Below are 12,266 nucleotides of genomic sequence, written 5' to 3'. Positions count from 1 at the left end.
TCGACCGCATGCACACTTTCGCACAACGCCTCGCCCGCTACGGCTACGTCCCGCTCATGCTGCTCGGGGTGAACGGCCTGGGCATCGCGCTCGCCGGCGCCGGGGCCCCGAAATACTGGCTGCTGGTCTTGCTGGCCGCGGCGATCGCCCTGTCGTTCACCGTCGAACGGCTCATCCCCTACGAGACCTCGTGGAACGGCGAGCAGGCGGACAGCCGTCGCGACCGCGTCCACGCCGCGGTGAACGAGACCCTGCTGCTGGTGAGCGTGGCCGCCATCCCGCTGCTCAGCGCGATCGTCCCGGCGCCCGAACTCTGGCCCGCGAGTTGGCCTTTCGGCTGGCAGGTGCTGTTCGCGATTCTGGTCGCGGACTTCGGCATCACCGTGGTCCACCTGGCCAGTCACAAGATCGGCGTGCTGTGGCGCTTCCACGCCGTGCACCACAGCATCACCCGGTTCTACGGGCTCAACGGCCTGATGAAGCATCCGCTGCACCAGACCGTCGAGATGGCGGCCGGGGTCATGCCGCTCGTTCTCATCGGCCTGCCGATCCAGGTGGCCGCGGCCCTCGCGCTGGCGACGGCGGTGCAACTGCTGCTGCAGCACTCCAACGCCGACTACCGGGTCGGACCGGCCGGATACCTGCTCGCGCTCAACGCGGGGCACCGTTTCCATCACCTCAAATGGGCGGGCGTCGGGGACGTGAACTTCGGCCTGTTCACCCTGATCTGGGATCACCTGTTCCGCACGTACTCCTACGATCCGGCGCGGCGCTTCACCTCCGACCAGCTCGGCATGGCCGCGGCGCCGGATTTCCCGGTCGGGTACCTGGACCAGCTCACGTACCCGTTCATCCCGGCGAACGGCGTTCGTGCCGAACCGCGCGCGACTCAGGCGTGAGGTGGGACGAGCCCGGAGATCAGCGCGACGAGCTGATGCGGGCGGGCGGTGTCGGCGAGTGCCTTGCCGTTGGTCAGGATCGCGCCCGACACCCCGCGGTCCGGATCCGACCAGCCGTACTGGGTGGTGAGTCCGCTACGGCCGAAATGGGATCGGGTGTCGCGGCCGAACTTCGAGCGGCGCGCACCCAGCTCGTAGCCGGCCACCGACACGCGCCCGGCGACCCCCGGTATCCACGGCGCGGGCCGCACCGCCGCGCGCAGCGTGTCCGGGGTCATGATGCGGACGCCGTCTAGTTCGCCGCCGCGCGTGAGGATCTCGTAGAACCGGGAGAGTTCGAAGGCCGTGGTGATGAGGTTGCCCGAGGGCAGTTCGGCGGTGAGGAAAGCGCGGGTGTCGGCCTCGCTGGTGGGGCCGGAGAGGCCGCCGCCCAGCGCCCGGCCGGCCAGATGCTGCCAGATGCGTGACGGGCCGGGGCCCACCTTCACGCTCGGGACGACCAGGTCGACGTCGGCCGGGTCGACGCCGAAGTTGTTCCAGCGGAAGCCCAGCGGTTCCAGGACTCGGGTGCGCAGGTGATCGCGCATGGCGATGCCGGTCGCGCGCCGCACCAGCAGGCGCTGGATCAGGCCGCTGGTGAGCGCGTGGTAGACCCGGAAACGGCCGGGCTTCCAGCTCGGTTTCATGTCCGCCAGCCCGCGCACGGCGAGTTCCTCGTCCACGATCAGTTCGGTGCCGCGGTAGGGCGGGGTGATGAACGGGACGCCCGCCGAATGCGAGAGCACATCGGCGATGGTGATGCGCCCCTTGCCGTTCGCCGCGAACTCCGGGATGTACTCGCACACCGGATCGTGCAGCGCGAACGCGCCCTGTTCGATGAGCATGAACATCACCGCCGCCGAAACGCCCTTGGCGGTGGAGAATCCGCAGAACGGCATGTCGGGGGTGATCAGCCGCTTCTCGGCATCGGGGCCGTCCTTGGGCGCGTTGCCCCAGCCGTGGCCGATGGCGCGGTTCAGCAGCACGTGGCCGTCGCGGCGCAGGCAGAGCTGAATGGCGGGGGTCGTGCCGAGCCGGTACCAATCGCGCACCGCCGCCCAGATCGCCTCGACCGCGGCCGGGGTGACACCGGCGGCGGCCGGATCGTCCTCGTATCCGACCGTGGTCACCGTGTCCAGATTCGGATCGACCATCACCATCGCGCCTGGGCTCATTCGACCAAGGATAGAGATCACCGGACGCGGGGCGGCGTTGCCGCAGGTCCGAGCGTCGAACGGCGCTCAGCGACCACCCCGCAACCCTCGTATGCGAACATATGTTCGTGTCCGGTTCCGTGAGCAGCGCGAACGACCGCCCCGCGCGGGCGGCGATCCTGCACGCCGACCTGGACTCCTTCTACGCCTCGGTCGAGCAGCGGGACGATCCGCGCCTGCGCGGTAAGCCGGTGATCGTGGGGTCGGGGGTGGTGCTGGCGGCCAGCTACGAGGCCAAGGCGTACGGGGTGCGCACGCCGATGAACGCACGCCAGGCCCTGCGGCTGTGCCCGCACGCCATCGTGGTGCCGCCGCGCATGTCGGCGTATTCGCGCGCGAGCAAAGCGGTGTTCGAGATCTTCCGGGACACCACCCCCGAGGTCGAGGGCATCTCGATCGACGAGGCGTTTCTGGATGTGAGCGGGCTGTGGCGGATCTCCGGCTCGCCCCTGGAGATCGCGCGGGCGCTGCGGCTGCGGGTGCGCGACGAGGTCGGGCTGCCGATCTCGATCGGGGTGGCGCGCACCAAGTTCCTGGCCAAGGTCGCCAGCGCGGTGTCCAAACCCTATGGGCTGCTGGAGGTTCCGCCGGATCGAGAGCTGGAGTTCCTGCATCCGCTGCCGGTGGAGCGACTGTGGGGCGTGGGGGCGGTGACCGCGCGCGAGTTGCGCGAGCGAGGTATCACCCGGGTCGGGCAACTCGCCGAACTGGGCGAGGGCCCGCTGTGCGCGGCCCTGGGCCCCGGCGCCGGGCGGCATCTGCACGCCCTGGCCTGGGCGCGGGACCCGCGCCGGGTCGAGACCGGCGTACGCCGCCGGTCCATCGGCGCGCAGCGGGCGCTGGGCCGCCGGACCCGCACCGACGCCGAGATCGAGGCCTACCTGTACGGCCTGGCCGATCGGCTCGGGCACCGCCTGCGCGCCGGCGACCGGGTGTGCCGGACGGTCGTGCTGCGCTTACGCTTCGACGATTTCGCCCGCGCGACCCGCTCCCACACCCTGGCCGAGGCAACCGACAGCGGCACCGCGATCGCCGGCGCCGCCCGCACCCTGCTGACCGCGGCGCTGCCGACGATTCACGAACGCGGCCTGACCCTGGTGGGGCTGTCCCTGACCAATCTCGAACACGCCGCCACGATGCAGCTGACGCTCCCCCTGGAACCCCGCGCGGAGTCGACCCTCGATTCGACCCTGGACGCCCTGCGTGACCGGTTCGGCGCGGGCACCGTGACCCGCGCGGCCCTGCTCGGCCGCGGCGAGGGCATGTCGGTCCCGATCCTTCCCGACTGACCGGCAGTGGTAGATCTGCCCGGGCCGCAGGCGGTCTCGTTCAGCGTGCCCGGGCGCGCAGGGCCTGTTCGCGGTCGGCGAGGATGAGGCGGCGGCGCTCGGCCATCGCGGCGGCGGGCGAGGCACCGGACAGGTGGGCCTCGTACACCGCGTGCGCGTCCTCCAGAGCGTCGCGCGCGCCGACACCGGCGGCGGGGGTGATGGCGTGGTCGGCGTCGCCGATCAGCACCACCGGATCGGTGGGGGTCGCGGCGTCGGTGAGGGGCACGTTGCGCGCGTTGCTGACGTGCACCGACTCCGTGGTCTCCAGGAACGTCCTGATCAGGGACTGATTGGAAGGCGTTGCCGCGGTGATGGTCTCGGCCCACTCGCCGATCGGGCGGCGACCCAGGTCGTCGGTGCCGGGTAGCGCTTCGCGGGGAACGCGCAGGAACCACAGGGCGGCCGGATCACCCGGGCGCCAGATGTGCCCGAGGGTGCTCGCGGGAGCGCCGTTCTCGATCTCGGCGAAGAAGTGCAGGGTCGCGGGCTGGGTGTCGAGGGTGACGGGTCTGCCGGTCATGCCGTACAGCACCACGTCGCCCGCGTATTCGGTGCCGCGCTCGGGCTCGAGGCCCGCGCGCACCACCGAGTCGATGCCGTCGGCCCCGACGATGAGTTCGTCATCGACCACGGTCGTGTCCTCGCCCCGGTGCAGCACGCAACCGCGCTGTGTCACAGTGACATCGGTGATCGGGGCGGCGTACACGGTGTCCACCCCCGCCTCGGCGATGAATTCGCGCAGGATCTGCACGAGCGCGTCCCGCATCCAGAAGCGGTGTCCCCGCCCGTTGATCGCCCCGCGCCGCCCGAGGCTGTTGGCGTAGACGAGCCCGCCGGCCACCGGGTAGGACGCGGCCCGCACCATGTCGCCCGGCACACCCAGTTCCGAGAGTGCCCGGTGCCCACGGTCATCGATGAACAGGAACGCTCCGCCCCCGCTGTCGCGCCCCTGCTGCTCGTACAGCCGCACCCGCTCCCCGCGCAACGCCAGTGCCCCGGCCAGCGCCGCTCCCGCGATACCGCCACCGATAACCGTCACCATGCGGCAACCCTCCTTGCTCGTCGATGAGAATTCGGTCCCGCCCGATCCCACGGATGGAACCCCCTCCGCCCCCGCGCTTCCCGACCCGAAACGGTCGGTCGCATCCACTCCCCGACCGGCCCGACCCACCTGCCCGTCGCGCCCGGATCAGCCCCACCCGTTGCAGTGTATGCACATTCGCATTCGGTGCCGAGCGTCTTCAGGCCGAGTTCGTCCCGCCCACTGCGAGATTCGCGACCGTCATTACAGGGGCGAGCAGCGGAGAGGCGGCTGCTCTATCCCGCAGCAGTGACCCGCTCGACCTTTCATCCAGTGAGGCTCGCTGGAGATGTCACAGTCCGGCGTGGTGTGTCGTTACCACTGCCGCGCGAACCGCAATCGAGAAAGAACTCTTCGATGATCGGCACCATGCTCTCCGGATCGGCGTCGTGCGGGAGACCGGTCAGGGTGTGCAGGGTTGCCCGGGGCAGCAGATCGGTGACGACTCGGGCGGCGTGCCTGCGCCAGGGGCGGCTGAGTTCGCCGTGGATGATCAAGGTCGGTGTCCTGAGCCGGTGAGACCAGTCCTGCGGGAGGCCGAAATCACCCATCACCGCGAGGTCGTGGTTGATCGTGTGGGCCATGTCTTCGAGGTTCTGCCACTGCGGGGTGTCGCGCATGGCGGCGACGACCTCGGCGGTCATCTCGACGGCAACGGTCAGGAAGTGCTCGACCGCCTCGCCACGGCGGCCGGCGGCGACCAGTTCGTCGAGCCGCTCCGCCATCTCGGCGGGCACGGCGGGCCGCGTCCCGTCCACGATGAACGGGGGTTCGAACAGAGCCAATGCGCCCAGATCGACGCCTCGAGCGGCAGCGTGCCCGGCCAGCACCGCGCCGGAGGACAGACCGACTACGAACGGACGGCCACCGGCGCGCTCGGCCACGGCCGCGAGGTCATCGATCTCCCGGTCGACAGCGTAGGGTCCGGTACCGCTGGCGCCGCGTCCGCGCCGGTCGTAGCTGTACACGGTGAATCGTTCGGCCAGCCGCCGAGCGAGTGGTTCGAGCGTGCCGCGATCGTTGAGTGCGCCGCACACCAGGATGAGCGGCGGCCCGTCGCCTTGTCTCTGGTACGCGATCGTGGTCCCGTCCCTGGAACGAAGCGCATGAATGACGGGTCCGGGGACGGCGATCGTCGGCTGGGCCTCCCGGCTCAGGTTGCCGAATTGATCGAATAATTCGCCGTGGCCGTACAGGCGAGGCTCGGCCTGGCGGGACAGCGCGTCGTAGTACCGGGCATGCCGATGCCCGGTGGGTACCAGCTCGTCGGCCTCGGCGAGTTGTTCCAAGCAGAATTCCCTGACCGATTCGAGCAGACGGAACCGAGATCCCACCTGGGTCGTCTCTCGTACGACCAGCGAACGGTCCACCAGCCTGGCCAGCAGATCGGCGATCTGCTCCGGTGCCACTCCGGGACCGGAACAGAAGGCTTCGGCTGCTCGAAGCGTGGCACCACCGGCATGAATCGCGAAGCGGCGCAAGACGGCTCGCTCGTCCTGGCTCAGCAGATCCCAACTCCACTCGATCACGGCCCGTAGCGTTTGCTGACGGCCGGGAGTGTCCCGCTGTCCATGGGTCAGCAGATGGAAGCGATCGTCGAGGCGGGACACGAGTTCGCCGACATCGAACGATCGGATCCTGGTGGCCGCGAGTTCGAGGGCGAGCGGGAGTCCGTCGAGCCGACGGCATATCTCGTCGACAGCCGCGGTAGTGCCGGTCATGAGAGTGAAGGCGGGATCCGACTCGGCGGCGCGGATCAGGAACAGTCGAATGGCGTCCGCCTGGATCAAGGGTGGGACGGGCCACAGCTGCTCGCCGGTGATGCCGAGCGGTTCCCGGCTGGTGGCCAGGACGCGCAGCATCGGATCGTCGCGGAGCAGTCGGTGAGTGAGACGGGCCGCGGCCTCGATCACATGTTCACAGTTGTCCAGCACGATCAGCGGTCCGTCGACGCCGGGCGCAACCGTCGCTGCGAGAAGCTCGGTCAGCTCGGTCAGCGATGCGCCGGTGGGCAATACGGTGCAGTCGACCAACCAGGCGCCGCCCTTCGCCCCGCCGTCGAACCGGCGAGCGACCTCGAGGGCGAGCGTGGTCTTCCCTACGCCGCCCGGTCCGGTGAGGGTGATCAGCCGGTGGTTCTCCAGCCGGCCGATGAGCGAGTCGAGATCGTGCTTGCGCCCTACCAATTCGGTGACCGCAGCGGGGATCCCGGCACGCGGCCGACCGTTCGCCGCTGGGCGGAGGGCAGGATCCTGGTTCAGGATTTCCAGATATAGCGACTCGATTTCCGGATTGGGGTCCACGCCCAGCTCCTCGGTGAGCCGGACTCTCAGATCTTGGTAGGAATCCAGCGCTTCGGCTTGCCGCCCCGACCGGTACAGCGTGCGCAGGTAGGCGCCGCGCAGCCGTTCGCGCAGCGGGTGCAGTGCGACGAGTTCTGCCAGTACGGGTGTGAGTTCCCGGTGTTCGCCCAACTCGAGCCGGGTCTCGGCCTGCTCCTCCAGCACGCCGAGCCGCTCTTCTTCGAGCCGGTCGCTGACGGCCTGGGCGAAGGGCGCGTCGGCGAAGGGTTGACCGCGCCACAGACTCAGAGCGTCGGCGAACAGCGCTGCCCGGGCGCGCGGATCCTGTGTCCGGCGGGCGTCCGCGACCAGGGCACGGAAGCGTCCGGCGTCCAGATCCGCGGGCTCGACCTGGATGAGATACCCGGGTGCGCGGGTGACGATCAGATCCCGGCCACCTGGTTCGGCGCTCTCGAGGGTTCGACGCAATTGCGATACCCGAGTGTGCAGCGTGCTGATCGGGTTGGCGGGAAGCCTTGTACCCCATAGATCATCGATCAACCGGTCCACCGAAACCGGTCGACCCGGAGTGACCAGCAAACCGGCCAGCAAGGCCCGCACCTTCCGGTCCGGGACATGTACCGCTTGTCCCGCTGATGTCCGCACGGTGACCGGACCGAGTACCTCGAATCGCACCGGATCACCTTTGCACGGACCTACAGCCGACCGGAAGTTTTCCTACAGTGCGGTCCGCGACAGTGAAGTGGTCGAGAAAGCCGACGCCCGGCGTCGGTGAAGAAGAATCACAACGCGAAGGATTCCGCTATGCGTGTCATGACTCTGCTCAAATCCGCTGCCGACTTCGGTATGCCACCGGCCGAATTGTTCGATGCACTCGCCGAATTCGGCGCCGAAGCAACGAAGGCGGGCGTACTGGCCGAAACCGCGGGCCTCACCCCGACAGCCGGGTCCACGCTGATCACCCTCACCGGCGGCGAGATCAGCACCACCAACGGGTTCGACCAGCCGGTGTCCGAAACGGTTGCCGCCTACGCGATCTACGAGGTCGAGACCGTCGAAGAGGCCGCGGAGTGGGGCTTCCGGTTCGCCGAACTGCACCGTAAGCACTGGCCGGCCTGGGAGGGCCGGATCGAGGTGCGGCAGACCTTCGGTAGCTGACTCGAGGAAGAAGACCACTCATGAGAACAATCAACACGTCGTTGTACGCCGTGGCCGCGCTGGCGCTTGCGACAATGCTCACCACCGGATGCACCACCGAAGACACGGCCCGCGCCGACATCGCGCCGATTGCCGCTACGGCGACTCCGGGAACCGGCGACAAGCAGAGCACCGACGGAAAAGGCTTCTACGCCCCCATCAACGGTATGGAGCTCTACTACGAAATCCGCGGCGCCGGAGCGCCATTGGTGCTGGTTCACGGAGGCCTGGGCACGATCGACGGCACCTTCGGAGCACTGATTCCCGAGCTCGCCGAAACCAGGCAGGTCATAGCCGTCGAGCTCCAGGCCCACGGCCGCACCGCCGACATCGACCGACCACTGCGCTATGAACTCATGGCGGACGACGTCGCAGACCTGATCGCCCACCTGGGTGTCGAGCAGACCGACGTGCTCGGCTACTCACTGGGCGGTGGCGTCGCCCTCCAGCTCGCAGCCCGAAATCCGGATCTGGTGAACAAGCTCGTCGTCACCTCGGCACCCTACCGATACGACGGATGGACACCCGAAACACAGGCGGGCATGGCGGCGATGGACCCCGCCGCCATGATCGGTTCGCCCGTGCACGAGATCTATCTCCGGAGCGCACCGAATCCGCAGGATTGGCCGGCCCTGGTCACCAAGGCCCGGGATCTGCTCACCCGGGACTACGACTGGACCGAGCAGATCTCCGCGATCAATGCCCCGACCCTGGTCGTCACCGCCGAGTCGGACGCCATTCAGCGCTCCCACACGGTCGAGCTGGTCGACCTCCTCGATGCCGAACAGGACGGCGCCGCCAAGTTGGAAATCGTCCCGGGCACGACGCACTACGACGTGATGTTCCGAGCCGATCTGCTTCTCCCCATCATCTCCTCGTTCCTGTGAAATACCCTGATCGATACACCGATTCAGGCGCGCCCTGTGCTCCCCGGCACCGGGTCAGCGGGTTCGGACCAGGCCCGGCTGGAACCACTCCGAACGGATGCGTTCGAGGTGGGCCCGCGTAGGGCGCGCAGCCCGTCGGCGTGCGGTCGGCAACCTCGTGGGACGCTGGGAAGTCGACGACGCGGACGGTGCGGGTGGTGGTGTGGAAGCGCGACCGGACGATTCGGTGCCGAGCGGCTTCGCTCCGAGTTCGTCCCGCTCGCTGCGGGATTCGCGGCTCTTGCGGCCGGGCCGGGACGCGCGTCCCGGGCGAATGGGCGGCCGCACCGACGGCCGCCTGGAAGAGTGGCGGCGGATACGGCCGACTATGACGTGGGGAGAGCCAATGTTGGAAGTCGCGCATCTGGTGCGGCGCTTCGGGGACGCGGTGGCGGTGGACGACGTGTCGTTCAGTGTGCCGCCCGGCGCGCTGACCGGGTTCGTCGGTGGCAATGGGGCGGGCAAGACCACCACCATGCGAATGATCATGGGGGTCTTGGCCACCCACGGCGGGGAGGTGCGGTGGGCGGGGCGGCCGGTGACGGTCGCTGACCGGAGGTCGTTCGGGTACATGCCCGAGGAGCGGGGGCTCTACCCCAAGCAGCCGGTGCGGGATCAGCTCGTGTACCTCGCGCGGTTGCGCGGGGTCGGGGCGGCGGAGGCGACCGCGCGGGCGCAGGAACTGCTCGAGCGGTTCGGGCTCGGCGACCGGATGAAGGACAAGCTGGAATCGCTGTCACTGGGCAACCAGCAGCGGGTGCAGATCGCCGCGGCGGTGATCACCCGGCCCGCGGCGCTGATTCTGGACGAGCCGTTCTCGGGGCTGGATCCGGTCGCCATCGACTCCATGGCCGAGCTGCTGGGTGAGTATGCGGGGCAGGGCGTTCCGGTGCTTTTCTCCTCGCATCAGCTCGATCTGGTCGAGCGGCTCTGCGATCAGCTGGTCATTCTCGCGAGCGGGCGGGTGGTCGCGCAGGGTTCGGCGGACCAGCTGCGCGGTTCGGGGCCGCTGCGCTATCGGCTCGTGCTGGACGGGGATACGGGGTGGGTGCGCGAGTTCGCGGGCATCCGCGTCATCGAGCAGACCGGTTCGGCCGTGCTGCTCGAGTTGGACGGGGCGAGCACCGACACGCTGCTGACCGCTGCGCTCGGCCACGGTTCGGTCCGGGAACTGGCCGAGGTGCGGCCGTCGGTGTCGGAGATCTATCGTGAGGTGACCGCATGAGCGTCCAGGCATCTAATCGGGAGAACGCGGCGCCCGCGGGCATCTGGCGCATCGTGGCCGCGCGCGAGATCTCGGTGAAACTGCGCGACCGCAACTTCCTCATCTCCACCCTCGTGACCACGTTGCTGATCGTGGGATCGCTCGTGGTCAGCGCGTTCGCCGGCAATCGCACCGAGACGCTCGACGTGGCGGTGACCGGTGCGAACGCGGCGCAGGTGGTCACGGTGGCGAATCAGCTCGCCGAGGCCGCGGACGAGAAGGTGTCCTTCGTCGCGCACGAGGCGCCCGACGCCGAGGCGGTGGTGCGGCAGGTGCGCGAGGAGTCCGCCGAGGTGGGCCTGGCGCCGGACGCGAACGGCTGGCGGCTGTACGGCAAGGCCGCCGAGAACGACAACGCCTCGACCTATCTCACCGCCGCAGCCGCGCAACTCGCGGTGCAGCGCAACGCGATCGCCGCGGGGACCTCGGTCGAGCAGCTCTCGCGCGGCGGTGCGGTCGAGTACGACGTGCTCGAGCCGGGCGCCATCGATCCCGGGCTCGCGCGGATCGTCACGCTGGTGTTCGCGTTCGTGTTCTACCTCGCCTCGATCATGTTCGGCCTGGCGATCGCGCAGAGTGTGGTCGAGGAGAAGCAGAACCGCATCGTGGAGATCCTGGCCAGCGCTATTCCGCTGCGGCAGTTGCTGATCGGCAAGGTGCTGGGCAACACCGTGATGGCGCTGGGGCAGTTGCTGCTGTTCGCCGCCGCCGGGTTGATCGGGCTGGCGGCCACGGGCAAGGGCGGGCAGGTGAGCCAGATCGGCGGGGCCGCGGGCTGGTTCCTGGTGTTCTTCGTGGTCGGCTTCCTGGCGCTGGCGAGCATGTGGGCGGTCGCGGGCGCGCTGGCCACGCGCAGTGAGGATCTGCAGGCCACCTCCACACCGCTGTCGATGCTGATCATCATCGTGCTGCTGGGCGGGCTGCTGATCACCGGCACCGGGCGGGTGATCGCCTCCTACGTGCCGATCATCTCGATCGTGGCGATGCCCGCGCGCCTGGCCGAGGGCACGGCGGCGTGGTGGGAACCGATTGTGGCGCTGGCGATCACCGCGATCGCGACCTACGGGATCGTGGTGACCGCGGAGAAGGTGTACCGCCGCTCGCTCATGCAGACCCAGGGCCGCCTCACCGTTCGCCAGGCGCTGCGGGTGCAGGACTGACCCGGATCAGCCGGGGACGCGGGCGGTGGCGATCACGAATCCCTTGGGATCGCGCCACCGCCCGCCGGGGTTGGCGGCGAACCAGGCTTCGAAGTCGCCGGTGATCTGTTCGAGTATCGCGGCGCGATAGGGGCTGTCGGCGGCGATGCCGCAGAAGGAGAACATGGCTTCGGCGAACCGGATGAGCGGGGCCGGGGTGTCGAAGACCAGTGCGTCGTCGAAGCGCTGAATACGGGTGTAGGGGAAGACCTGTCGCAGGAGACCGGGCAGGGTTTCCAGGCTCACGGTGAACGACAACTCGCCGTCGGGTGCGAGACCGAACGCGCGGGCGCGGTCGAGGATGACCGCCTCGGTGCGGGCGTAGCTGGCGGCGATGTTGATGGCCACGACGATCGTGCCGCCGGGCTTGGTGATCCGCCGGAATTCGCGCAGGGCTTCGAGCGGCTCGGGGACGTGGTAGAGCATGTGCCGTGCGGTGACGCGGTCGAATTCGGCTGCGGGGAAGGGCAATTGCCGTGCGTCGCCGACGATCGCCTCGACGCCGGGTATCCCCCGGACCGTCGCGACCATACCCGGTGAGGTGTCTACCCCGACGACGCGCCCGCGATGGCCGCGCTCGCGCAGGTGCGCCAGGAATCGGCCGTCGCCGCAGCCGATATCGGCGAGGGATTCGCCGCCGGTCAGGGCCAGGGCGGCGAGGACCTCGGCGGTGGGGTCCTGGGATCGTTCGCTGTAGCTGTCGTGCGTGGCCATGCGCACGCGCAGGGCGTCGGGGGAACCGTATTCGGACGAGAGCGTGGGACCGGTCATGAGCGAGTGTCCTTCTCGGGAAACGAGCCTTCCATCCTCCCA

General features: G+C 69.2%; 10 protein-coding genes. 6 read left to right on the top strand and 4 right to left on the bottom strand.

What is annotated here, in order from left to right:
• Nucleotides 1–8: 8 nt before the first annotated feature.
• The gene (locus ACWIGI_RS22110; protein ID WP_454204320.1) at nucleotides 9–899 is read left to right on the top strand and encodes a sterol desaturase family protein; all 891 of its coding nucleotides are present in this window, start codon (nucleotides 9–11) and stop codon (nucleotides 897–899) included.
• On the opposite strand, the gene ACWIGI_RS22105 is transcribed toward ACWIGI_RS22110, so the two are convergent.
• Nucleotides 890–2,113 carry a serine hydrolase gene (locus tag ACWIGI_RS22105; protein WP_454204319.1) on the bottom strand — a complete coding sequence of 408 codons (1,224 nt, stop codon included), beginning with the start codon at nucleotides 2,111–2,113 and terminating at the stop codon, nucleotides 890–892. The genes ACWIGI_RS22110 and ACWIGI_RS22105 overlap by 10 nt on opposite strands.
• Before the next feature lie 101 nt (nucleotides 2,114–2,214).
• Between ACWIGI_RS22105 and dinB the strand changes: the two genes are divergently transcribed.
• The gene (gene dinB, locus ACWIGI_RS22100; RefSeq protein ID WP_454204318.1) at nucleotides 2,215–3,441 is read left to right on the top strand and encodes a DNA polymerase IV; all 1,227 of its coding nucleotides are present in this window, start codon (nucleotides 2,215–2,217) and stop codon (nucleotides 3,439–3,441) included.
• A gap of 40 nt (nucleotides 3,442–3,481) precedes the next feature.
• Here dinB and ACWIGI_RS22095 read toward each other — a convergent pair whose 3' ends face one another.
• Together ACWIGI_RS22095 and ACWIGI_RS22090 are read right to left on the bottom strand one after the other, a co-directional pair.
• A complete protein-coding gene (locus tag ACWIGI_RS22095; protein WP_454204317.1) occupies nucleotides 3,482–4,525 on the bottom strand; it encodes an FAD-dependent oxidoreductase in 1,044 nt (347 codons plus the stop codon).
• A gap of 305 nt (nucleotides 4,526–4,830) precedes the next feature.
• Entirely contained in the window at nucleotides 4,831–7,467 is a 2,637-nt protein-coding gene (locus tag ACWIGI_RS22090) for an alpha/beta fold hydrolase (RefSeq protein ID WP_454204409.1), read from the bottom strand.
• A gap of 204 nt (nucleotides 7,468–7,671) precedes the next feature.
• Between ACWIGI_RS22090 and ACWIGI_RS22085 the strand changes: the two genes are divergently transcribed.
• The 4 genes from ACWIGI_RS22085 (at nucleotide 7,672) to ACWIGI_RS22070 (ending at nucleotide 11,414) form a co-directional block, all read left to right on the top strand.
• On the top strand, nucleotides 7,672–8,025 hold the full coding sequence (locus ACWIGI_RS22085; protein WP_454204316.1) for a hypothetical protein: 354 nt from the start codon (nucleotides 7,672–7,674) through the stop codon (nucleotides 8,023–8,025).
• A 20-nt stretch (nucleotides 8,026–8,045) separates the two neighbouring features.
• Nucleotides 8,046–8,951: an alpha/beta fold hydrolase gene (locus ACWIGI_RS22080; RefSeq protein WP_454204315.1), complete on the top strand. Its 906-nt coding sequence runs from the start codon at nucleotides 8,046–8,048 to the stop codon at nucleotides 8,949–8,951.
• Between the two features lie 385 nt (nucleotides 8,952–9,336).
• The gene (locus ACWIGI_RS22075; RefSeq protein WP_454204314.1) at nucleotides 9,337–10,215 is read left to right on the top strand and encodes an ABC transporter ATP-binding protein; all 879 of its coding nucleotides are present in this window, start codon (nucleotides 9,337–9,339) and stop codon (nucleotides 10,213–10,215) included.
• Complete coding sequence (locus ACWIGI_RS22070) at nucleotides 10,212–11,414, top strand: ABC transporter permease (RefSeq protein ID WP_454204313.1); 1,203 nt, start codon at nucleotides 10,212–10,214, stop codon at nucleotides 11,412–11,414. Before ACWIGI_RS22075 ends, ACWIGI_RS22070 begins: the two co-directional genes overlap by 4 nt.
• A 6-nt stretch (nucleotides 11,415–11,420) precedes the next feature.
• Here the strand turns inward: ACWIGI_RS22070 and ACWIGI_RS22065 are convergent, their stop codons facing one another.
• Nucleotides 11,421–12,224 (bottom strand): class I SAM-dependent methyltransferase, encoded by an 804-nt coding sequence (locus ACWIGI_RS22065; RefSeq protein WP_454204312.1) that lies wholly within the window; start codon nucleotides 12,222–12,224, stop codon nucleotides 11,421–11,423.
• Nucleotides 12,225–12,266: the final 42 nt, after the last annotated feature.

It is taken from the genome of Nocardia sp. NPDC055321 (assembly GCF_053645575.1).
The sequence above is the reverse complement of the archived record's forward strand: the minus strand, read 5'-3'. Positions and strand labels throughout refer to the sequence as shown.

What these genes read in the sequence shown, in the direction of transcription:
- ACWIGI_RS22095 (WP_454204317.1), bottom strand. Translation starts at nt 4,525, where the DNA reads ATGGTGACGGTTATCGGTGGCGGTATCGCGGGAGCGGCGCTGGCCGGG.
- ACWIGI_RS22110 (WP_454204320.1), top strand. Translation starts at nt 9, where the DNA reads ATGCACACTTTCGCACAACGCCTCGCCCGCTACGGCTACGTCCCGCTC.
- ACWIGI_RS22065 (WP_454204312.1), bottom strand. Translation starts at nt 12,224, where the DNA reads ATGACCGGTCCCACGCTCTCGTCCGAATACGGTTCCCCCGACGCCCTG.
- ACWIGI_RS22070 (WP_454204313.1), top strand. Translation starts at nt 10,212, where the DNA reads ATGAGCGTCCAGGCATCTAATCGGGAGAACGCGGCGCCCGCGGGCATC.
- ACWIGI_RS22105 (WP_454204319.1), bottom strand. Translation starts at nt 2,113, where the DNA reads ATGAGCCCAGGCGCGATGGTGATGGTCGATCCGAATCTGGACACGGTG.
- ACWIGI_RS22085 (WP_454204316.1), top strand. Translation starts at nt 7,672, where the DNA reads ATGCGTGTCATGACTCTGCTCAAATCCGCTGCCGACTTCGGTATGCCA.
- ACWIGI_RS22075 (WP_454204314.1), top strand. Translation starts at nt 9,337, where the DNA reads ATGTTGGAAGTCGCGCATCTGGTGCGGCGCTTCGGGGACGCGGTGGCG.
- dinB (WP_454204318.1), top strand. Translation starts at nt 2,215, where the DNA reads ATGTTCGTGTCCGGTTCCGTGAGCAGCGCGAACGACCGCCCCGCGCGG.
- ACWIGI_RS22080 (WP_454204315.1), top strand. Translation starts at nt 8,046, where the DNA reads ATGAGAACAATCAACACGTCGTTGTACGCCGTGGCCGCGCTGGCGCTT.